Origin of the sequence: Duffyella sp. Ts4, assembly GCF_051851875.1 — a bacterium.
In the GTDB taxonomy this organism is placed as follows: domain Bacteria; phylum Pseudomonadota; class Gammaproteobacteria; order Enterobacterales; family Enterobacteriaceae; genus Duffyella; species Duffyella gerundensis.
Genome location: NZ_JBLYPN010000008.1, coordinates 1 through 22247, shown reverse-complemented (window position 1 = coordinate 22247; position 22247 = coordinate 1). Strand labels below are relative to the sequence as shown.

Annotated in this window: 21 protein-coding genes and 1 pseudogene; 11 read left to right on the top strand and 11 right to left on the bottom strand. The window is 46.9% G+C overall.

The annotated features are described in order from the left end of the window. Nucleotides 1-18 precede the first annotated feature (18 nt). Nucleotides 19-1014, bottom strand: coding sequence for a transcriptional regulator FtrA (gene ftrA / locus ACJY2L_RS13160; protein WP_439214255.1), 996 nt, complete (start codon nt 1012-1014; stop codon nt 19-21). 95 nt (nt 1015-1109) lie between these two features. Between ftrA and ACJY2L_RS13155 the strand changes: the two genes are divergently transcribed. From ACJY2L_RS13155 to ACJY2L_RS13140, 4 genes are all read left to right on the top strand, one after another. Beyond that, on the top strand, nt 1110-1544 hold the full coding sequence (locus ACJY2L_RS13155; RefSeq protein WP_439214254.1) for a rhodanese-like domain-containing protein: 435 nt from the start codon (nt 1110-1112) through the stop codon (nt 1542-1544). Nucleotides 1545-1570: 26 nt separating this feature from the next. After that, on the top strand, nt 1571-2035 hold the full coding sequence (locus tag ACJY2L_RS13150; RefSeq protein ID WP_439214253.1) for a GNAT family N-acetyltransferase: 465 nt from the start codon (nt 1571-1573) through the stop codon (nt 2033-2035). Between the two features lie 292 nt (nt 2036-2327). Further along, the gene (locus tag ACJY2L_RS13145; protein ID WP_439214252.1) at nt 2328-2738 is read left to right on the top strand and encodes an ASCH domain-containing protein; all 411 of its coding nucleotides are present in this window, start codon (nt 2328-2330) and stop codon (nt 2736-2738) included. Nucleotides 2739-2828: 90 nt separating this feature from the next. After that, nucleotides 2829-3176: a cupin domain-containing protein gene (locus ACJY2L_RS13140; protein ID WP_439214295.1), complete on the top strand. Its 348-nt coding sequence runs from the start codon at nt 2829-2831 to the stop codon at nt 3174-3176. 133 nt (nt 3177-3309) lie between these two features. On the opposite strand, the gene ACJY2L_RS13135 is transcribed toward ACJY2L_RS13140, so the two are convergent. Continuing rightward, nucleotides 3310-4041: an aspartate/glutamate racemase family protein gene (locus tag ACJY2L_RS13135; protein ID WP_439214251.1), complete on the bottom strand. Its 732-nt coding sequence runs from the start codon at nt 4039-4041 to the stop codon at nt 3310-3312. Between the two features lie 308 nt (nt 4042-4349). On the opposite strand from ACJY2L_RS13135, the gene ACJY2L_RS13130 reads away from it, so the two are divergent. Continuing rightward, nucleotides 4350-5252 (top strand): pyridoxal-phosphate dependent enzyme, encoded by a 903-nt coding sequence (locus ACJY2L_RS13130; protein WP_439214250.1) that lies wholly within the window; start codon nt 4350-4352, stop codon nt 5250-5252. Nucleotides 5253-5546: 294 nt separating this feature from the next. On the opposite strand, the gene ACJY2L_RS13125 is transcribed toward ACJY2L_RS13130, so the two are convergent. From ACJY2L_RS13125 to ACJY2L_RS13115, 3 genes are read right to left on the bottom strand one after another with little or no spacing between them, the layout of a single operon-like run. Then, entirely contained in the window at nt 5547-6092 is a 546-nt protein-coding gene (locus tag ACJY2L_RS13125; protein WP_439214249.1) for a CpmK protein, read from the bottom strand. Next, nucleotides 6089-6637 (bottom strand): carbapenem self-resistance protein CarG family protein, encoded by a 549-nt coding sequence (locus ACJY2L_RS13120; RefSeq protein WP_439214248.1) that lies wholly within the window; start codon nt 6635-6637, stop codon nt 6089-6091. Before ACJY2L_RS13120 ends, ACJY2L_RS13125 begins: the two co-directional genes overlap by 4 nt. Beyond that, nucleotides 6634-7467, bottom strand: a complete 834-nt coding sequence (locus ACJY2L_RS13115) for an SUMF1/EgtB/PvdO family nonheme iron enzyme (protein ID WP_439214247.1) — start codon at nt 7465-7467, stop codon at nt 6634-6636. The genes ACJY2L_RS13120 and ACJY2L_RS13115 overlap by 4 nt, the downstream gene beginning before the upstream one ends. A 436-nt stretch (nt 7468-7903) precedes the next feature. On the opposite strand from ACJY2L_RS13115, the gene ACJY2L_RS13110 reads away from it, so the two are divergent. The 3 genes from ACJY2L_RS13110 (at nt 7904) to ACJY2L_RS13100 (ending at nt 12314) form a co-directional block, all read left to right on the top strand. After that, nucleotides 7904-8971 carry a type IV toxin-antitoxin system AbiEi family antitoxin gene (locus ACJY2L_RS13110; protein WP_439214246.1) on the top strand — a complete coding sequence of 356 codons (1068 nt, stop codon included), beginning with the start codon at nt 7904-7906 and terminating at the stop codon, nt 8969-8971. A 2-nt stretch (nt 8972-8973) separates the two neighbouring features. Then, on the top strand, nt 8974-9816 hold the full coding sequence (locus ACJY2L_RS13105) for a hypothetical protein (RefSeq protein ID WP_439214245.1): 843 nt from the start codon (nt 8974-8976) through the stop codon (nt 9814-9816). Between the two features lie 1766 nt (nt 9817-11582). Continuing rightward, nucleotides 11583-12314, top strand: coding sequence for a RipA family octameric membrane protein (locus ACJY2L_RS13100; RefSeq protein WP_439214244.1), 732 nt, complete (start codon nt 11583-11585; stop codon nt 12312-12314). Between the two features lie 225 nt (nt 12315-12539). Here ACJY2L_RS13100 and ACJY2L_RS13095 read toward each other — a convergent pair whose 3' ends face one another. From ACJY2L_RS13095 to ACJY2L_RS13085, 3 genes are all read right to left on the bottom strand, one after another. Then, nucleotides 12540-12704 carry a hypothetical protein gene (locus ACJY2L_RS13095; protein WP_439214243.1) on the bottom strand — a complete coding sequence of 55 codons (165 nt, stop codon included), beginning with the start codon at nt 12702-12704 and terminating at the stop codon, nt 12540-12542. Between the two features lie 414 nt (nt 12705-13118). After that, nucleotides 13119-13865: a hypothetical protein gene (locus ACJY2L_RS13090; RefSeq protein ID WP_439214242.1), complete on the bottom strand. Its 747-nt coding sequence runs from the start codon at nt 13863-13865 to the stop codon at nt 13119-13121. Further along, the gene (locus tag ACJY2L_RS13085) at nt 13855-14187 is read right to left on the bottom strand and encodes a hypothetical protein (protein WP_439214241.1); all 333 of its coding nucleotides are present in this window, start codon (nt 14185-14187) and stop codon (nt 13855-13857) included. Before ACJY2L_RS13085 ends, ACJY2L_RS13090 begins: the two co-directional genes overlap by 11 nt. Nucleotides 14188-14913: 726 nt before the next feature. Between ACJY2L_RS13085 and ACJY2L_RS13080 the strand changes: the two genes are divergently transcribed. Continuing rightward, nucleotides 14914-15852 (top strand): omptin family outer membrane protease, encoded by a 939-nt coding sequence (locus ACJY2L_RS13080; RefSeq protein WP_439214240.1) that lies wholly within the window; start codon nt 14914-14916, stop codon nt 15850-15852. A gap of 670 nt (nt 15853-16522) precedes the next feature. Here ACJY2L_RS13080 and ACJY2L_RS13075 read toward each other — a convergent pair. The 3 genes and pseudogenes from ACJY2L_RS13075 to ACJY2L_RS13065 all read right to left on the bottom strand — a co-directional run. Continuing rightward, a complete protein-coding gene (locus ACJY2L_RS13075) occupies nt 16523-16966 on the bottom strand; it encodes a conjugation system SOS inhibitor PsiB family protein (RefSeq protein ID WP_439214239.1) in 444 nt (147 codons plus the stop codon). A 242-nt stretch (nt 16967-17208) separates the two neighbouring features. Then, nucleotides 17209-17700: a single-stranded DNA-binding protein gene (locus ACJY2L_RS13070; RefSeq protein WP_439214238.1), complete on the bottom strand. Its 492-nt coding sequence runs from the start codon at nt 17698-17700 to the stop codon at nt 17209-17211. Nucleotides 17701-18475: 775 nt separating this feature from the next. Further along, a pseudogene (locus ACJY2L_RS13065) lies at nt 18476-18616 on the bottom strand (transposase); the annotation flags it as partial. 472 nt (nt 18617-19088) lie between these two features. Here ACJY2L_RS13065 and parA point away from each other — a divergent pair. Together parA and ACJY2L_RS13055 are read left to right on the top strand one after the other, a co-directional pair. After that, nucleotides 19089-19709 (top strand): ParA family partition ATPase, encoded by a 621-nt coding sequence (gene parA / locus ACJY2L_RS13060; protein ID WP_439214237.1) that lies wholly within the window; start codon nt 19089-19091, stop codon nt 19707-19709. Nucleotides 19710-19803: 94 nt separating this feature from the next. After that, nucleotides 19804-20031 (top strand): plasmid partition protein ParG, encoded by a 228-nt coding sequence (locus tag ACJY2L_RS13055; RefSeq protein ID WP_187487052.1) that lies wholly within the window; start codon nt 19804-19806, stop codon nt 20029-20031. Nucleotides 20032-22247 lie beyond the last annotated feature (2216 nt).

Below are 22247 nucleotides of genomic sequence, written 5' to 3'. Positions count from 1 at the left end.
CTTTCCGGCGCATTGTGGCTATCCGCCCAATGCGTCGGTGTCCGCGCTTTCTGTCGCCATGCTGCCAAACAGCTTACGGTAGGAGGAGAGAGGGACGCCCACTGATTTACGGAATGCGGCCCGGAAACTATCCATAGACCCGAACCCACAATATTCCATGACGTGTTCGTTAGGCAGGTGATTATTTTCAAGTAACTCGCGCGCAAGGTTCATCCGGGCCTGAAGCAACCAGGCTTTGGGGGTTGTCCCCATCGCCTCTTTGAAACGCCGCAGAAAAGTCCGTTCTGACATTAACGCCCTGTCTGCCATTTGCTTGACTGACAGCGCCCTGTCTAGGTTCTGAAGCGTCCACTCAAGCACCGGGGCAATCTCATCACGCGGTTTCTGTGCAACAGGAGACGGGATAAACTGGATTTGCCCGCCAGAACGTTGCGGGGCCATCACTAAACGCCTCGCCACCACGTTAGCAATATGCGCACCATAATCCCGGCAAATCAGATGCAGGCAGGCATCAATGCCCGCGGCGCTTCCCGCAGAGGTAATAATTTGCCCGCTGTCGACATAAAGGACATTCGGGTCCACAGTTATGTCGGGATAGTGCGCTGCCAGCTCACTGGTATAACGCCAATGGGTTGTCGCACGCTTGCCGTTCAGTAAGCCGGCAGCCGCCAGGACAAAAACGCCTGAGCAGATAGAGAGAAGGCGCGCCCCGCGCTGACAGGCCTCACACAATGCGTCCAGAAGGGCCTGCGGTGGCTTTTCATCGCGGTTACGCCAGCCGGGAATAATGATGGTCTGCGCTTCGCTGAGCGAGTCCAGCCCAAAATCTGAAACAACCTGGATGCCTTCTGACACCTTTATCGGGGAAGGGTCGACCGACACTATCCGGTGTTGATACCAGGGAAAATCAAATTCAGGGCGATGAAGGCCAAAAATCTCTACCGCGATCCCAAATTCAAACGCACAAAGTCCGTCATAAGCCAGGATGGCGACCAAACCGGGGTGTTTTAACATTGGCGGAAAACTACCAGTTATTGTCAGTGCCGCCACTTTATCAGCGTGAGGCTGCTTCTTACAATCATCAGACACGTAGAAAGGAGACAGTGCACATGCCAAGTTTAATCAGTGAAGTTCCCGCCGCCTCACCTGCCGAATCCCTGCAACATTTCAGCCGCCGTTTAGCGTTTGAAACCGATTGCTCCGATGTCCATCAGAGCCAGAAAACAGGCAATGTCGACTATGTGTTGGTCGATGTCAGAAATGGTGAAGCCTTTGCAAAAGCGCATGTCCCCGGCGCGATCAGTATTCCCACGCGTACCCTCACTGAGGAGCGCATGGCTGGGTATCCACGCGAGACGCTGTTTGTTGTTTACTGTGCCGGCCCCCACTGTAACGGCGTACACCGTGCCGCCATCCGCCTGGCTGGGCTGGGTTTTGCGGTAAAAGAGATGATTGGCGGCCTTACCGGCTGGGTTGACGAAGGGATTCCCCTGCAGGGAGAACATATTCCCGCTCCTGCCGATGGGTTCTCCTGCGAATGTTGACTCCCCCTCTCACTATCCGGGCAGCGATGCGCGGTGATATCCCGGATGTGCTCAGGCATATGCGTTCGCTGGCAGAGTTCGAGCATTATATCAGCGACTTTACTGTCGATGAAAAGTCACTGTTAACGCGCGCGTTTGGGCCACATCCTGAATGCCATATTTTTGTCGCCGAGTGCCGTGAAGTTATTATTGGTTATGCGGTTGGTCTGGTTATCCCCTTTACCTACGATCTAAAGAAAACGCTGGTTCTGAAAGAGTTTTTTGTGGATTCAGGGCACAGGGGAAAAGGCGCCGGCTCGGCGCTTTTTCGCTATGTGGCGGCCTGGGCTATTGCTGAGGGTGGGGGGCGGCTGAAATGGGATGTCATGGCCGGAAATCAGCCTGCAGAAGCCTTTTACAAAAAGCATGGCGGCTGCCCTGACAGTAAGTGGAAACCTTATATGATGGGTGAAGATGCGTTAAAAGCGGCTGCAGAACGGCATGATGACTGAATAAAAACGCAAGTTAAAACATAAAGTGAGGGTAACCGGACAGCGATTTACTTCATCCATGTGATAAAGTAAATCGCCAGATGTTAACAGACATAGGCTCTATGGCTTGATCATTCTACCTTGTCAGAGCAGCCCCGCACCATTGACCTCTGCTCTTCGCACAAAGCGGGCAGGAGGCTGCGCATAGTCAGCTATAGTGAAGAGCGGAGGGAAAGCATTAATGTTAATGTCCGGAAAGTTCATGTTAAAACTCTGTATGACATTTGTCATTGACGATTAAAAAGGGCTGTTAATGGCTACAGTTGAGGTATTAAAAGTAAAGTATCCAGGCGCAGATGCCTGGCAAATGGGTGACAGTCCGGAACTGGCTAGTAAGCTTGCTAACCTGATTAAAAAAGGGATCAAAACAGCCTCCTGCGGATCTCTTATCTCTTACCAGCAGGAAGAGCCTGCCCCGAAGATTGGGAGCTATAACATTATCCTTGATGGCCAGAACGTCCCGGTCTGCGTAACCAGACTGGTTTCAATGCGACTGGTACGTTTTTGTGATGTTACTGAGGAGTTTTCCCGCAAAGAAGGTGAAGGCGATTTAAGCCTTGAATACTGGCAGAAAGAGCATCAGAGGTTTTTCACCTGCACAGGACATTTTTCTGACGATATGGAGCTGATCGCAGAAGAATTTGAGGTAATTGAGGTGCTGTAAGAGAAAATAAACGTGCTGGCGTTTGAAACCCTGCCATTTATAACAACGTCCGCTCTTTATAGATGGGCGCATGTAAACAGGAGACGGATGATGATTTCAAAGGAAAATGCAGAGCATTATTTCTGGGGCGACGATTGCGATGGTTGGTATCTGGTAAACCGTCAGGACATGCTGGTTATTCATGAGAAAATGCCTGCCGGCACTTATGAAAAGCGACACTTTCATTCCGTTTCCAGACAGTTTTTCTTTGTTCTCAATGGTGTTCTTTCAATGGAGTTGGAAGGTAAATTGCATAATATCAAAGCCCTGCAGGGGCTGGAAATTCCGCCGGGAACAAAGCATCAAGCCAGAAACGACACAGGGTCTTCCGTAGAATTTATTGTAATTTCACATCCGACGACTCGAGGAGATCGTTCTGACCTCCCTTTATCCTGCTGACGACTTATGAACAACTGCTACGGTTTGTCTTAACGTAAGGCCAGCGTACTATGTATTAACCTACCTGAGTGCTTACAACACATGCTTCTGGCACAAAGCAGCTCTATTCAGGGCCATTGAAGCTGACCTCAGGTTAGCCTGTAATATGGGTTTCGCCTGTAGTATTCCCGGACAGTCTCCTGTAGTTTTTAATGGTCGCGCTGGAAAGGCTGGCTGCCGTATCCACGATGACAAAGCTGAAAGTATTTTCAGTTATCAGGGGACTCAGATCTGTACAGGCAATAAGAAGAGCCTCCACCTTAAGACTTTCCACTACAGACATTAAATTATTCCACTCTGCCAATGCATCAGGGTCATGAAAACCCTTCGTTTTAACCCGCCCAATCAACGATGTGGTCATTTCATGAAGTAGAGATGAATCAATAATTTCTTTGCCAGAAGCTTCTATCCGCGCCTGATAGAAACCCGCATCCAGCGTAGGTTCTGTAGCCAGTACGGCTACCCTGGTGACTTCTGCAGGCAGTGAATTAAGTGCGCTGTCTGCAATATGCAGAAGTGGAATACCAGCACTCGCCGCTTTCATTTCAGCAAAATAGCAGTGTGCAAGGTTACAGGGAACAGCGATCAGACTCACTTTTGCCCTGACGAGTTCTGAGATACCCTGTTGCAGGGTTGCGATCATCGCATCATCATCAATTTTTTTGCCCGGCCAGAAAGGCGTTGGCAACGAGATGATATGCATTTTAGGGAAATCCATATCATATTTCGCTCCGTACCCGACGTGGCAGTCTGTCACCAGCATATCAATGAAGGGGGCTGTGGAGCGGGGTCCCATACCTGCAAGCACACCTATAGAAACAGTCATCGCCAGTGCCTCCTTTCGACATTCTCTTTCCGATTGACCAATTATCGCTGAATGGCTTAAAGAATTACAGATTTATGATTTTTATGGTTATTTACCTGAGTTGATTATAATTATCGTTTTGCTTCCCGTCAGTGAGAGTATCACGGGTAAGAACACATCCGTGGAATATGCATGTCCAACTGTAACCAGCACAACCATTCAGATGTGTATCCACCGCGTTCTGCTGATAAACCTTATGATGTCATCCTGGACAGGCTTCGGGCAGAACAGCAACTATGCTGTGAGATAAATTCATAGGATTTAGATTAATGGAAATAGGTATCCATACCCCTCTCATACGTTCTCTCCCTTTAAGCCAGCACAGCGGATGTCATGTCTGGCTGAAGATGGAGTCTTCCCAGCCCACCGGCTCTTTTAAGCTTCGCAGCGCGGGACATGCCTGTTGCTATTATGCCAGTAAGGGCGCTACAGCATTTGTCAGTTCATCCGGTGGAAATGCCGGAATTGCGGTGGCACACAGCGGTCGCAGGCTGGGGCTGCCGGTAACTGTGGTTGTGCCGGAAACCACGTCAGCCAGAGCAAAACAGCTTATTGAGCAGGAAGGTGCCTGCCTCATTGTGCACGGGAAAGTATGGAGTGAGGCTAACGATTACGCCCTGTCACTGGCGACAGAGGACATCATCTATGTCCATCCCTTTGATAACCCGCTTTTGTGGGAAGGCATCAGCACAATCGTGGATGAAGTCATCAGTGAGGGTGTAAAACCTGATGCCCTTATTCTGTCCGTCGGCGGCGGAAGCATGCTGTCCGGCATAGCGCTGGGACTGGAAAAACATCAGCTTGGCCACATTCCGGTTTATGCCGTTGAAACCTACGGTACGGCCTCGCTTAATGCCTCGCTTAATGCCAATAAGCTGATGCGTCTTGATAAGGTCAGCGGCATAGCCACAACGCTGGCCGCAAGCCAGGTGTGCGAAAATGCTTTTAACGTGGCCAGCCGACTGGACGTAAGAAGTATGCTGGTTTCTGATGCGGAAGCACTGCATGCCTGCCGGCGATTTCTCGATGATCATCGCGTACTCACTGAGCCGGCATGCGGAGTATCATTGTCACTCCTGTATGACAACAAAATCAGGTTCACTCCTGCCGACAATGTACTGGTCATTGTTTGCGGCGGGGCATCGATCACGCTGGAAGAGATAGCGGGCTGACAAAAGAATGGAATGATTACTCTGGAGTCTACTCCTGAGAAATGCTGGTGAGCTGCCCGGTTGACCGACGTATAGTGATGTGAGGTAAGTCTGCTTTTGGCGCCAGACGACCAGGAGCGTGCGGTTTACTCTTAGCTAACAGCAGACACTGGCTTTGTGAACATATCCGATGCTGAAGCTGTTAAGGACAGACGGCTCCGGCGTGAGAGCTTATTGCTGGAGTGTCAGTCTTTACGCTGTTAAACAAAGTGGATTGCGAAACTTTAAGCCCAAAAAATTTTTCAGGCCCGTCTGCTAATACAGTAAATCAAGCTGTTCAGGTTCACTGATAAGACGAAGATTTCCCTGGTTGTCCGTATTAAAGAGGGCCTGGTATCGCACTGAATCAATACCCATGACCAGATTATCGAGATCAGTATTGGCAACGCGTACTGAGTGATTTTTCGCCCAGCCTGGCAGGGCATGAATATAATAGGTAAATGTCACATCAGCCATGCCTTTTTTATCTGTCGAGACAGCCTTTATGCTTCTGACGCGCATGGTTCCATAGCAGAAATCATGATATTTCGTGAATGAAGCCCGGCCGTACGGGGTTAGCTGCCAGATTTTACTGCCTGCTTTCACATAAGCCGTGATAAGGCCGGCATCGACAAGCGCCTCCATTTTTGCATTAATCCAACGGTCAGTACCTGTTCTTATTGAAACCGGCCACTGTCTTTCACCAAGGCAAAGAGACTGCTGATTAAGTGACTGTTGTATAAGCTCACGGTACTGACTTTTGTATCCCGCATAACAGCAGAACGACAGGAAAAAAAGCAAAAGCCCTGTGATACATTTCAACGAAATTTCTCCATATCCAGAATCTGAAAAGCTTCATTCACGTCATCAAAAGTTTGTTCAGTAAGATAAATCCCTGCTGGATCCCAGCAAAAAACAGACGTCCCGGGATCGTCGTTATTTTGCTCCAGCCGAAATCGTGAAAACTTTACTCGCGATTTATCGGTAAGATCTCCGCCGCCACCGCTGCCGCCATATTTGGCCGCCCTGATAAGGTAAACCCGCCCTTTATAGCGGTGAAGCTCTGTGCCGCTTATCTTAAGGGTAGATGCTGATAGCCTTAGATCGGTCCAGGTAAAGCCATCGTCATCCGGGACCGGTACGATAAGCCAGTGTTTTTCCTGGCTGATAAAGATGTTGAGAGTTTCACTGGGATGAGAGGTATTATTGTCGTAAGTCGCGGAAAAGACGGTGTCTGGTATGCCATCACCATTCAAATCAATGCTGTTCAGCCCCTTTTTCAGGTAAATATGGGTGTCTGCCTGTAATGAAGCCGGAAGGCTTATCAGAATGGCTGTCAGTATTACAAAAGGCATCTTCAGGTTCAAAATTTCCGCACCAGTCTGAAGCCAGTGTCCGGCAGGGCGTAGCCGGCACTGTGCGTGTCGCAGCTGGTCAGACTGCCCGTATGCAACAAGAAGCTGCCGCCGCAAAAATAGTACATTTTCACACCGGAAAGGGTGTCGAAAGCATTAACCCATTCCGAAACGTTACCGCTCATGTCATACAGACCGAGCGCATTGGGTCGCAGGCTTTTCACTCGGACAGTGCCGAAATGCGGATCGTTAAAGTCAGGGAACCAGGCGACAGCATTTGCGTTGTTGCTGCCAGCGAATCTGAAACCATACGAGCCATTTTCCAGTCCGGCCCTTCCTCCACGGGCGGCAACCTGCCATTCCTCGGCCGTGGGTAAGCGGTAACCATTAGCCCGGGCATCCTGTGTAAATTCGTAACGGGAACTGTCGTGTGCCGGGACGCCCTTATTATTGAGATAGACCGGTCTCAGCCCCGCCTTTTCACTCAGGGCATTTGCAAAAATGATCGCATCTGACCATTCAACACTGGTAACCGGATGTGCACCATTATCTGTATCCGCCGGCCGGCAGTCCTCGTAAGCAGCTCCATTACATCCGACACCGAATATATAACCACGCTCTACAGCCCATTCGTGAATATCTGAATAAAGCCGGTAGGTGATTTCAGTACGCATGATCCAGAAGGTATTCAGCGTGATGTTGGCGTGTGCTGCATAGTCATGTTGGCCAAAAACGTTACCGGCATAATATCTCCCCCCGGCAACCACGATTTCATCAGGGGATTGTGTTGCAGCGGCAAAGGCGGAAAAGACAGATAGCAGGCAGAAGAGTTTATTTTTCACAGAGCCATCCTGGCTGATTAAAATGTTCATTCATATGGCTGGTTTCCAACGTAGCCAGACTATAGCAACGTTATATGCCCAAAGGTAAGAATATTAGGCAGGTAAGATCTGGAGCTTCTTTTCAGTCCCCTTGTGCTGACTGGCAAAGGCAGTACGCCGTAATTTTAACAACGTCTTCGACCACAACTTGAAAATGCCATGACACCCTGCCACTCACATTTTTCATCGAGCTGATGGCCATTTGCCCTAAAGTTCCGTTCTGTAATGGGCGTGAAATGACCTGCTTCCAGCACTTTCGTTATCCATAGAGGAATGCTTATCTGAGCAGCTAAACAATGCCTTACAGATAAGGATTAGTCTTTAGATTTTTCTTAGCTGTACAGATAAACTATAATTATAAGCTAAGGAAAATAGATTTTTTATGAGGGCGCCAGTAGTGATCCAATCAGAAAACAAGCTCCTGGAGGATGTGACGTCGACCCTTGAAAGCATTCTTGAAGCCAGGATTAAAAAACGGAGTGGCCTGCCGGGTGACGAAGGTATTGATTGTGTGCTGGAGGTCAAAGGTACTCAGGGTGTCTGGATCATGCCTGTAGAGGTAAAAAAACAGGTTTACCCAAGGGATATCAGGCAAGCAATCTGGAAAATTGAGGAATTTTGTCGGAAAAACGACAATAAGCATGATGTTGTCCCGATTTTTGTCGCAGAGTTGCTTAGCGAGGGCGCAAGAGAAATGCTCAAGGAGCATGATGTTGGATATTATGAGATGGGTGGCACTCTCTATATCAAGCATAAACAGTCAATTATCGATATACAAAAACCACGCACAAAAGTAGCGAAACGCGGGAGTGTGGATCTGTTCACTGATGCGAGGGAAATGGTCGTTCATGCATTACTTCAGTCACAGGGAAAATGGTTCTCAGGTGAAGAACTCAGTGAACGTTCTGGAACTTCAGCATACACGGTTTCTGGCGTTTTAAGAGAGTTGGAAATGAGAGAGTGGCTGGACAAAACCAGTGAGGGCGGCCGTTCACAGCGCCGTAAACTGGTTAATCCTGGCGCTTTGCTTAATGCATGGTCGGAGGCCACAAAACAACGGAAAAACCCTGCACTTTACGGTTATCTATTTGCATCGGATGCATTGGATTGCGTCAGAAAAATTGAGCGCAAGGTTAATCACGTAGAAGGTGACTTCAGCTGGGCGCTCACTGGTGCCCTGGCAGCAAATCAGGCTACGCAATTACTCACGGGCGTAAGTGTGGCAGAGATTATTGTCCCACCCGGAAGTGCGGAGCTATTTGCCCAACTGACGGGTATTAAACGCGCGGAAAAGGGTTACAACGTTGTTGTGCATGAATGCGCGCCCGCTGCCCTGCAATTTATAAATTTTGAAAACAAAATCCCCGTTGCCAGTAACTTCATTCAGTACCTGTCTCTGCTGGACGGTAAAGGAAGAAACGCTGAACTTGCTGAACAGTTTCGCCGGGAAATTCTGGAGATATAACAATGGTGATCCACACTAAACCGAAAGACAGATCCGGATACTCAGCCATTAACACGGAAATGTGCGAGCGGGTATTAGTCACTTTATTGACCACCTTCGGCACAATGAAAGGCACGCTTCGCTTGATAGGAGGACTCGTCCCGCGCTATTTAACTCCGGCGCAGGAACCTCGGGTGCCTGAACATTATGGTACATCTGATGTGGATATCGTACTCAACTTACAAGTGATCGCTGAAGGGGAAAATTATGCTTCTCTACACGATCAGCTGATTGAAAGAGGCTTCAGAAAAAACTCTGATACAAACGCATGGCGCTGGGAGTTCCCTATTCCGGATGGTTCTCCCGTATTGGTAGAGTTTCTGCAAGGAAACAATGCTGGCGGAAAACCCGGCAGAGAAGTTCCGATTGACGGTGAGGCGGTTTCTGCTCTCGTGATCCCCTATGCTGAAATGTCATATGAATGGTACGCCGAGAAAGAGATCTCTGCGATGCTCTTTGGGGATAAGGGGCAGGGAGACGCAGGAATTGTTTTTGAAATCATACGGTTTGCGGATGAAGTTGCGTTCATATTGCTGAAAGCGATTTCGTTTCATAACCGCAACGAACCCAAAGACGCAGCCGATTTGATCCATGTGATGCGTTACGCCGGAGAACCTGAAGACATTGCAGAGAAATTTCTTGATCGCATAAAAAGTGGAAAACACCGGACAGCCATTGAGACGGGACTGAATGCACTGCAGAAATGCTTTGCTGAGGGTAATAACAACGTTGAAGGCTACCTGCTGACGGGCCCAGTGCGTTACGGGCAGTTCATGCATGGTACCGATGCAAATTTGGAAAATTAGAGACTGCAGGAGCAGCGCTTCGCCACCGCACTAGTAACGGAGGTTCTACGTCTCATAGATGAAGGCCAAGATAAAGATCGGTAAGGCAGATCGTGGGATCTGTTCCGCTGTTTCCCGGTATAGACCAGATTGAATTATTCTGGTTAATAGTGGCTTCAGGACGACGCTCTGAGCGGGCAGATATTCAGCCCGCATTTCCCGCAGGCTTATGCCCTTAGACCACAGCCGGCAAGACCCAAAAGCTGCTTATGGCGGAGCGGCGGAGCTTACCTGAAGTGGGAGTATAGCGTAAGCTTTCTATTGAAGATGGCCCTCAAGCAGGGAAATAGGCCGGTTTATTGCCATAAAAAGCCGCAGGATCACAAAAAGAAAAACCTGTGATCATGCCATTACTGAATTAATGGTATAAAACACCTTGGTAACAGCTCTTCAAATTACAAATAACCCTCCTCCAGACTTATTGCATAAAAGCCGCTGCAGAAGCTGTAATCAGTGCCATTGCGACAGTCTTAGATACCCGCTCGATGAAGTATTTCAACTGCTGCAACGCGGCCCCTATACTACTCATACTCAGCTACACACAGGCTATCCCCAATTTCTATGGATAACTGTTCAGCGGTTTATGCAATGAGACAGAAAGTCATTCATTCTGAAGGAGATTCGAGGCTATTTAATAGGCAAGAGATACTTTTCATGTGACAACGTCACTTATAGTGGTCGGATCTGACTATAGTTTAGAGTTGGTATTGTCAATTTAGAGATCCATGCCACCGTTTATGAACAAAGAAGATGCTCTGTCAGTAAATTATTAACAATTGGTCAAAATTCATTCGAAAATAACCATATCGCGCTACGCGAATTCTGAACGTTCAGCAGGGGTCTAGGTCGCCAGATTTCACGTAGCGCAACCATAAGAAATGCGTCGTTTTGGGTCAAACACGTGAGCTTCTGAACCAAATTTCACTGTTAAGCCCACTTTAAGGCAGCAAGAGCGTCGATGTTGACTATAACTTCATATAACACTAATTATATAATGTTATAAAAGTATAATGTTGAATGGAGAGACCCATGAGAATAGGACTGACTTCGATCAACAACCTGTTTGACTGCTTCAATTTTGAACTATTCAGGATAACGCTTACAGCTCATGGACACTTCTCTTTAAGTCATTTTAAATGTCTATGAGGCGTCAGTTAAACCCGTGGCGATTCATCAGTCTAAGGCTGCTATAACGTTGCAGCCCGCAGGGACCGGGCGCAGCCGTTTAGCGCGCGACCCTTGCGTGAAGACGCCCGGGTGCCAGATTTCTGCACGGCGAAGGGATTCAGGGGAACAAAACACAGCACGGAAGGATGAACAGGGCACAGCCCCGGACGGCGGCTTTTTGCCGGTCCGGTCCTCAGCGGCCACGTCTTTTTGTGGCCAGTGAACGCGCGGGCGCACGCCCGCTGCAGGGGCTGACCTTGCCGTTGCCATCAGACCCTAGCCGGCAGGCCCGAAACCCGCAGGGGTTCGGCGGAGCTTACCGGCTCTGCCGGTTAGCGCAGTGGGGCTCGACGACCCGGCAACGCCGCGGAGCCGAAGGGGGCCATCATGGTGTTAATTTAAAAGATAGTCGGCAAGCAAATTAAGCAAAAAAACTTATGTACTAATGATTTGTCTGCTAAATTAAAAATGCTAAACAATATACCAACTCTATTTATGTAAAAGAATACATATCAGGCCAGTAGTCATATGGAAAATAACCGAACCTAACAGAGGCTATAATGACAACTCCAGCTCTAAATCGAACTCAAAACACGGATCTAATCACAAAAGTAAGATTACCCGCTGAGTCAAAAGAATTTTTAAAGAATAACAACATATATTTTAAAAAACTTCTTCATAAAGATTTTTCAAACAATACAGTTAATTTCACAAGACACGATTTAAGCCGCATTGAAAAAGCCTACGAAACTGCCCATCGTATTCGAGATTTTGAAATTAACCTTTACTGGCAAAGACTAAATTACCTTTGGGTTATAACAGCCCTGTTGTTAGCCGGCTGGGGTGTTCTCGCCTCAAAAGCATTAGATTTTGGAAATAAAACACCTATGTTCGTGTTTGCATCCTTATGCGTAATGTCGTTAGCGGGATGTGTTTTTAGCCTTTTATCTATTTTCATAACTGAGGCAGGTAAACACTGGCAGAGAGTCTGGGAAGAGCATATTTACAGGCTTGAACCCTTTATTTCAGGAAGCTTATACAGCATCAAGTTTCAAAGGCAGGACCTTGTTAAGATTCCTTCAATAAGCAAATCAGTTGAAAAAATAATGATATCAATATTTTCCGTATGGGCTTTATCGCTTGGTTTTTCAGCTTGTCTAACTTTCGGAACTATTCAGAACCCTGCATATGGCTTTGGTGCTGTCTCGTTAGGCCTAGTCGTAGCAGCTTTTTTTATTGTTCGAGGTATGGTCATTGACCGCCCTAAAGAAGTGATTATACTTTCGCCGTAATACCTTATATTCAACTCCTCATGAAATATATTATTAGTTATTCAGTACTGGCGGCAAGTTAATGTTATCGCCAGTACTCCCAAATAAAACGTATCATTTATAACATTTAAATAATTTTATTTAACATGATGAATTCTATAATCAATTTACGTTTCCCTGTACCGGTAATGCCGGCCATTTTTATATCGTTCACTTCCCCGGCAGCGCCGGGGAGAGCCGTAATCTTTAACGCGGTACTTCAACTACTTTCATATCGCTGATATAAACTGCCGACAAAGTGTAGCCCGTGGATATCACGCGGAGTAACTGATAAGCCTTGTGATCTTCGCCGGCCGCTATGCCCTTCACCTGTTTAAAATCAGCGTGCTTTTTACTCCACTGCTCTGCCATCAGACCCTAACCGTCAGGCCCGAAACCCGAAGGGATTCGGCGGAGCTTATCGGCTCTGCCGGTTAGCGCAGTGGGGCTCGACGACCCGGCAACGCCGGGGAGCCGAAGGGGGCTATCATGGTTTTATGTTTCTGTCCGCTTTGTGCCAGAAGCGAATATTGCTAATACCAGGGCGCGTAAACTGATTGTGAGCAGATTAATTGCTTATATGGTGCTTGCGTACTGTTTTAAAAAAAATTATAAATAACTAGAGGTTTGATTTACGAAAGTTCTCTTTCATATTCTACCAAAATATTGCATGATTTCTTTGATTAATTGAATGGTTAACTTTTAAGAAAAAATCTAATGTATTCTTCCCTAATCACCGTTACACTTTTTTGAAAGATCCCTCTCATTTTTTGATTTTACAATTCTTCAGATATAATTCTCAGCCCAAACAGTTGAATATCCATTTTGCAAACAATATTTATACATGCCAGCATAATCCTGTATCTGTAATCTCGTCAGTTCATCATGAATCTCCTTTAAAATAATAACACCATTATTCACATCTAATGCTTTTTCCGGATCATTAGCCACACCATTAACATGTGCAAACTCCACCAATCTTACGTTATTAAACTCTTGGTTAGTAAATTCACAGCGCGTAATATTTTCTTGCTTTATCCTTAAGTTTTTGAGCGTTGTTCTCATCTTTTCAATAGTATGAATGAATGTGACACGTACATCTCTAATTTGTGCGTGCGAAGTTATAGTATAATAGGCGGCTTGAATGTACTGAAGATAAAGCGTGCTGACCCCGATCGTTGTTTGCAGCCTCGCATCTACTAAGCCAATGAAGTCAGAACCCGTAATATAAATTGAATCTCCAATTTCTCTACTATCAACTCCTGTTACATACCCAGGTATACCATCCTGCCATATCACATTAGCAGTTCCGCGATTAGTCCGCAAAAGTGTATGCAGATAAGAAATATTGATGAAAATTGCGCCATTTGGATTTATAACTATTGCTTTATTGAATGCAGAAATTATTCCATTAAGTGTACTTGCATATAAACGATTTATGATGAAGTTACTCAGGCTTTTTACATCTTGTTTTATGTCTATATTTAAATCAAAAAGAGTGTATACCTTAAGTGACGGTAAATTATTCATCATTATTTACCCCAATCACTAGACGAAATGCTTTTTCAATGTCTTCGCAAACCTCATTGAGATCAAGACCAGTATTATTTGGTATATTTTTATCAGGATGAAAAATTTTTAAATAGGTTTTTCTTAGACTCCTCGCTCTATCACCATCAGCCTTGTGTATAGGTTTAATTTTTAGTTGAGTATCATATTTTGTACTGTAAAATTTTAAATAAAATGCCAATTCGTGCATTCTGCTAGCAAAATATTTCGTATAATCCCCTTCTTTAAGTATCTCTTCTCTTTCTGGCCATACAATATTTCCATCTTTTTCTATAGTAATTTTCATGTGGTCACCAATTCATATTTTCACAATTTAAATAAGCTGTTAGCTCCAATCCTGTTTAGGTTTTAATCTATGCTGAAAGCAAATGAAACGGTCATAACCTATTATTTAAAATAATATTCCTGTAAGAGCAATCGGTTTAGAATACCGTTTTAGCTTAACCTCTTCCACAAGATTCGATTAGTAGTTAGGCGTTCTAAATGAATTTGTCTTAATGGACGATTCTAACGGATATTACATTGCTGTATGAGCCCGAAAAATCCGCTGTTAACTCACCGCGGACATTGCCCATAGCCGTTGGCTTTGTGACAAAAGCGGAAGTTGTAGCAGCGCGTTTTGCCCATGCCCCGGCGCAATTGTCCAGAAAATAACACTCACAGTCGAAGTTTTGTTCTCATATTTTCGTTTACGCAAGATGAATATCGGGCATTTGCATTGATTGCCCGAATGAAAAGAAATTCCAGGCGGGTCAACAGATGACGCAGTGAATGACATGCTGAGAAATGACAAAATAATTAATGTTTTAAAAAAAATAGCCGATGAAGAAATTTTCCTTACAGGGTTAAAAATGCGAGCAAAAAGGTCAGTTAAGAGACAACCGGCTTCATATGAGTCGTATCGCATGGTCTCGGTTTGTCCCTCACAGGGTGTGTTTAGAAGCGCAGCAGCCGTGCTACGAAAAGAACGGAGCTGCTGTACAAGGATTACCTTTATAGATATGGAACTGAAATGAAAAAAAGCACTATTGCAGTGATGATGATGGCTGCTCTGTCAGGCGGAACCTGTGCTGAATCAGGTCAGTTTTCACCGGACTTTTCCCCGGAAAGCTTTACAGTCTCGACGTCAGCCGGGATGCTGAGCGGGAAATCCCATGAGTTGGTTTATGACACAGACACAGGCCGCAAAGTCAGTCAGCTGGACTGGAAAATAAAGAATGTCGCTATTTTGAAAGGCGAGCTATCCTGGGATGCTTACTCATTTCTGACGCTGAGTGCACGAGGCTGGACTTCTCTGGCATCTGGTTCAGGTCACATGGATGACTATGACTGGCTCGATGACAACCAGTCCGACTGGACAGACCACTCATCCCATCCGCGCACGGACGTCAATTATGCCAATGAATACGATCTCAATGTAAAGGGCTGGGCATTACAGGGCGATAACTATAAGGCCGGAGTAATTGCTGGTTATCAGGAAACCCGTTTCAGCTGGACGGCTTTTGGTGGCTCTTACAACTACGATAATGGTACTTCTACCGGTGATTTCCCAAGAGGCGAACGTGGTATTGGCTATAGCCAGCGTTTTTCCATGCCTTACATTGGCCTTGCGGGCCAGTACCGTATTAACGACTTTGAATTTAACGCCTTATTTAAATTCAGTGACTGGGTACGGGCACACGATAACGATGAGCACTACATGCGTGATCTCACCTTCCGTGAGAAAGCGACTAATTCGCGCTACTACGGAACATCGGTTGATGCCGGATATTATGTGACACCCAACGCCAAGGTATTTGCCGAATTCACCTACAGCAAATATGAAGAGGGCAAAGGCAGCACTCAGATTATTGACAGATTCTCTGGTGATTCAGCATCCATCGGTGGCGATGCGGCTGGTATTTCAAATAAAAATTATACCATTACAGCCGGCCTGCAATATCGATTCTGATTCGGTCCCAGCTGAAGGCGTGATCTCTTTCAGTTTTGCTTGCAACCGCTCTTTCGCCCCGTCACTCCAGGTCTGGAGTTCATTCCGACCCGCTTCGGCGGGTTCTTTTGTATTGGCGAAAAAAAGGACGATCCTGCCAGGCATCGCCCAGAATACTGTCATTTGATTTTTCCCTGGTGAAGGACCTGAAATTTATCGGTAGCCCGTGTTAAATCATTAATTTGTTTTGCCGTTTTATTTTCAGCTTTCCCGGGCTGCCGTGCCCTCCGCGATTTCGCTTAGTCAGCGCTGGCTCGCTGTCGCCAGGCCCATGTCATGTCCAGCAAGTCGCTGACCCTCACGCCGCGGCGGCGCCAGCAGGAATACCACCTGCGGTAAGAATGTACGGTCTGGCTGGCCAGCGCCGTTTCCGCATCGCAGATAAGCCTTTCAAGCACCCCGGCCTGATGCTGCATCATTAGTGTTGAAGGTGGCCTGACTGCCTCCCGGACCTGCGTTCTGCCTTGCTCTGATATCGCAGGTGCCGGGCGCGACGTGACGGTTACGGGTATCAACCGCAGCTGGGTAGCGGCGACGCGCCCGTGCCACGGCGTCGGGCTGTACTGGCAGACAGTCCTGCATGCCTGCCGACAGGCGCGGGGCTGAGCAGCTGCCTTTGTCATTAATGCGTTCATGCCCGCCCTCCTTTTCTGCCCAGCACTGCCACAATTTCAGCAGCAGGAATGCCCGCCGTAACCATCTCCTCAATGTTCTTCAGCAGACATCCGATGGTTTCCGGCTCAAAACCTTCCGTGTTAAGGACGTACAGGCCGGTGTGATCCGGGTTAATCCAGCCCAGCCCGTGCCAGAAAGGTGACTCGCTGCCTGGACTCAGGATATCGATCGTGACCTGCCGGTTCTTACGGTGCGTAAAGCGCAGGTGTACAGGGAACACTCCGCCCCACTCTCCCCGACACTCGCAGTCCGTCAACCAAACTTTGCTGATTGGCAGTGTGTTGAGTACGGCACCGCACAGCCGCCGGCGAAACTCCTCGCCGCGAGCGCTGTACGCCTCAAAGTCATCGGGCGTAAACGTCCGCAGACGTTGCAGTGTCACGCTTTCATCGCGTGTCATTTCGCTGCCGCAGCAGCTGCGGAAGCCCCCTGACCGGCGGCCGTAGTATGCTGAAGTCTTGCCGTTGTGTTTTTTTTCTTTAAACTGAGTCGCTGACATATCGGATTCTCCAATTTGATTTGTCACGCCCTGCGCGGAGTTACAGCTCCGCCAGGGCAATCTGCCTGACCGTTTAGGTCGTTTTACTGCTTCCGGTTACTTCCTCATTTGCCTGAGACCCCGCCTGCGCGGAGTCACGTCATTCAGAACGGAATATCGTCGTCAAAGTCCGCTGGCGGTGTGTTCTGCGACTGCGGCGTATGCGCCTGTTGCATACCCAGCCCTCTATTGCCTGATGCTGCCGGCTGCTGAGACTGACTGCCCTGCTGCGCGCCAGCGCTATTACCGCGTCCGCCCAGCATCTGCATGGTGCCGCCGGTATTCACCACTATCTCCGTGGTGTATTTGTCCTGACCGTCCGTTCCCTGCCATTTGCGCGTACGCAGCTGGCCCTCGATGTATACCTGCGAGCCCTTACGCAGATATTCCCCCGCCACTTCAGCCAGCTTTCCGAACAGCACCACGCGGTGCCACTCCGTTAACTCCCGGTTTTCACCGGTCTGCTTGTCGCGCCATGTTTCTGACGTGGCCAGCGTGATGTTTGCGACCGCCCCGCCGTTTGGCATATAGCGCACTTCGGGGTCCTGCCCCAGATTCCCGACCAGAATGACCTTGTTGACGCACCGTGAAGCCATGAATGTTCTCCTCCTGTTACTGTTTTTTAACCACGTCACCCGTTGAGTTTCGGGAGCCGCGGTGTTGACGTTTTGTGTAAATCGGCTGGTTTTTTCCTCCGGTATTCACTTCACCCGTTTGAGATCCTTCGCCGCAAGGGCGTAAACCAGCGCGGGTGACGGCAGGCGTCCGGGGCGACGGGGACATTTATTTCCGGTCTAACGCAGTGGCCGAAAATAAATTTTCACGGCGTTCATTTCACCTTGGACGACCACGGCACCTGTGCTTGTCTCAGCCCAGGCGAAAGAACTTGAACCGGTGAAGTGCGGAGGCAACTCACAGCACGATGTAGCGGCAACGGCGGCTGAGCGGCAGCGAAACGGCGTTGCGCCTCAGAGCGGCGGCAGATTCAGGCCGGCGCGGTTTGCGCCAGCCCACGGGCTGGCTGCAGGTCCGGTAGTGGTCCCGTTGTTATTTGATGTCTTTAAGGAGTTGTTTGCGGCCGCGTAGCCGCCGAATGCTTCAGTGCAGGCCCGAACGCCGTGAACGACAGGCAGTGCCAGGCTGATATGAGGAAAGTGGTTTTTTCAAAACGAATCCCTGTTTAAGTCGTTCCTGAAACGAACAGTAATGATACACGCCAGACCAGGCATAAAAAGTCTTCGCCTGCGTTTTCAGACCAGCGCCAGTACGCAATGCTTTGTCTTTTCAGCCGCCGGAAGGCCCGGAACGCATCATGCGGTCCGGCGAAGCTTGCCGGCTTTGCCGGATAGCTGAGTGGGGCAGGTCATCTGGACCGTACTTCTTTATCCCTGCGTAAAGGCTGTGGGTGGTGATATCGAGACGTGTTGCAACGCTGGAAACAGAATGGCCACGATCAATAACCTGTTTGACTGCTTCAATTTTAAACTCTTCTGGATAACGCTTACCGCTAATGGGCACCTCTCTTTAAGCCATCTTAAATGACTCTGAGGTGTCTGTTAAACCTGTGGCGATTCAGGATGACGAATAAATTTAGCGATGATGGTTAAGTTGCCGGGGTTTGTGTTTAAAACATATATGTTTGTTGTAACTATATAATCAGTTAGTGAGATAGATACTAGCATCATAGCTCAGCATTATGACTAGCTTACTTGGAAGCAATCAATGCAAACACTCTAATCAACTATGATGAGGTTGTGATCCTGAAGCTGATCAAAAATGTTAATTCCTATTCATGATTTTCAGAAATCAATAGAAACCCTCCTGCAAATACTCAAATGTGTATTTGAGCAAAAATAAAAATAAATCAAATATTTAACTGATTAATACCATATACACATTTACTCAATTACTTTTTTACTCATTTACTCTTAAGTGTTTTGCTGTGTATACTCAAATGCACTTTTGCACAAAAGAGGTTTGGTTCATGAAAGTTATTTCTTTCCTTAATCCTAAAGGCGGCTCAGGCAAAACTACCGCGGTAATCAATGTAGCCACCTGTTTATCGCGTAAGGGGCTAAACATAGCCGTGGTCGATACAGATCCACAGATGAGCCTGACAAACTGGAATGAATCAGGTAAAGCTCAGTTTGACGTATACACAGCGGCGTCAGAGAAAGATGTATATGAAGTTCGAAAAGGGCTCAAAGACTACGACTATGTGGTTATTGATGGTGCGGGTTCATTGTCAGTCATCACCTCTGCCGCGGTAATGGTCAGTGATTTAGTAATCATATCCGTGACGCCTAGTCCGTTAGATTTTTCTGCATCAGGAAGTGTTGTCACCGTTCTCGAAGCTCAAGCTTTCAATCGCCCTGTCGACGCACGTTTCTTGATCAACCGTAAGGTTAATCAGGCAACTATGCTTCGCGTTTTGAAAGATAGCATCGCTAATACCGGCATTAAAGTATTCAAAACAGGCATAACGCAACGTCAGGTCTACGTAAAAACTATCCTTGATGGCGAAACCGTATTTGAGACTTCTGACAGTGGCGCAAAGGGTGAAATTGAAGTGCTCACCAATGAAATTCTGGCCACATTTGAGTAAAAACTTTTTTGCTCAAATGTGTTTATACTCAAAAACACTATTACTCAATTGAGTATATGATATGATTGATTTTTATAATTAAGAGGAGTTCATTATGTCCCTGCAGAAAAAGCATGAAGCTAAAAAAATGATGGCATTTGGCGAGCATCGAGATGTGCAGAAGGTTTTAGAATCAAAACCGACCGGAAAAACAAAGCGTGTAAATGTGAATCTTGATGAAGAGCTGCACACACGATTCAAATCTGTTTGCGCCCGCAAAGGCACATCAATTTCTAAGGTTCTGGAAGACCATATCCATGAGTGGCTAAGAGAAAATGAGTAATTACTCAATTACACTTTGGAGTAAAGGCACAAAAGAGTAGATAAAAGCGTCATGAGAGATAAAGAGTAAAAAAGACAATGAGTTACTAGAAATAATTACAAAAAAAATAGAGTATCACCTCGCGTTTTCACATGCTTAAGCCTGAATACGCTATCCAGGTAATCGGTCTGTAACTAACTTAAAAATCCAGCCTATTTAACAGATCGATTGGAGGTACGTCTTTAAAAGTGTTTCTCACCGAATATTTCCACCCAACCTATCCCGCCGGTGCTATTGGCGTCCCTAGAAGCTTCTTTCGAAACAGCCGCTAACTTTTTTCATTAATGTGTTGGGGTGATTCATCAGGTGGCAGCCACCTTTGAGCCTTTCTATATTTGCCGCCCCGAACAACAAACAGTCGTCTGTGTGAGCAAAATCAGCAGGAAATCATCTAATGTTTTGATAGTCGTACTGCGCTGTTCCTGTTCTGGGCCGCCGGGTTTTCATCGGCGTCTTTCTCTGTTTAGAACAATATTGAGTATTGCAATACTGCCACGTCCAATCACTACTATTAGCTAACTTACTCCTTTACTCAAATGAGTAAATATTCTTTTGAGTAAATACATACGATTTTGCAAATGAAGCAAATTGATGTCAGCTATTCAAAAGTTGCGGCGATCCTCAAAATGCCGCTCCCAAAGAGAAGAAGAGCATCGGATCAAGAGGCAGGAAATTTGTAGGCAATCAGTAATCAACTTTTATCAAAATTGACTGTTGGATTTTCACAAACTGAAGGTAGCAGGGGCGTTGCTTATTGATACTCCGCAGGAAAAATTAATGACTTCAAAGCGCAACCATAAGATTACTCAAATACACATTCACACCTAAACTCATAAACACAAATGTGTTAACCAGATGAATTACGCCATTCACCTCTGCAACCAACCATGGTGAATAGCCCATAGCTTCTGGAAGCATTATCCAACATCAAGCAGAAAGAGGAGTTAAAGCTGAGGGCTAGAGATACAAGCGGAAAGGCTCAGCAACAAACGAAGTTTGCTAATGGCGAGCGTTTCAATAGGTCGGCTAACGTATTGAGCAAGCAAAGCTTTAAGTGATTTACGATAGCACCAGAAATAACGCTCATATAAGAAATTTGACCGCTCTCCTTAGCCGAAGATACGCGAGCTAACCTTTGCAATACCATGGGCGCACATAGCGGCACAAGACTGCCCACTTCACTGCCGGGCATATAGCTCGATGGATTTACCGAAGCTATGTCCCGACAAATGCTCAACCAGCTCAAAGATTCTCTCATGATTAGCTTCAGAAGGCCTGCTGCCAGTCATGGAAACAAACTTAAGCCAACCATCGCTAGCCGTGATTGCTTCAACAATCTTCCTGGTTTCTCCAGATAATAATTCAGCCTTTTGTGCCCAGCATGAGTAAGAACGTTCTTTCCGCGATAACGTCGGTCAAAGTCATAATCCTAAAACGATTATCATCAGTACCTACCACACCCGTTTTTCTGTATGTCATTCGATCACGACATGGAAATTTCGTTCAATAAGAACAGCCTACTGTTGGGCATCCTGTATGCCGCACCGAGCGAGCCCACATCATTCTTAATCATTACTACTGAGCCGTTAAATGTCTGAGTGGGCTTCGCGAAAGCATCGCCGTAAAGTGCTACAAACGAGCTGTAAAGCATTCTGGCATGATTAACTATCTTCCCGGCCCAAACCAACCCATAGCGCTCTTACAATGCTTACGTGAGCAGTGAGAGCCTTTAGCTATAGATGCTTACTATGGGAAAACGGTGGTCGCACTGGATCTTATAGCCGGAGTTGAAAATTGCGAACTGAGTATGTGCTCCTTTGGCATTCTAAAAAACCTAACTCAAAGGTCTTTAGGGAGTCAGGGGCAATCATAGATGCAGAGGCGTATGCAAATGTGTTTATAAACTGGAAAATAGCATAAATGTGTTTATAAACTGGAAAACAGTGAAGCCGAGATGTTTGTAAACTGGAAACTGGATCAAAACAACTCTCATGAGTGATGCAGGGGAGGGCGTGTGGTTTGTGTTTATAAACGGGATAGCAGGAAAACTCAGCGGGCTTGGCGTGCAGCCATACGCTCTGCTGAAGAGGAGAAATCCAGTTTATAAACATGCAGGCTGGTTACAGGGCACAGGGCACAGGGCACAGGGCACAGGGCACAGGGCACAGGGCACAGGG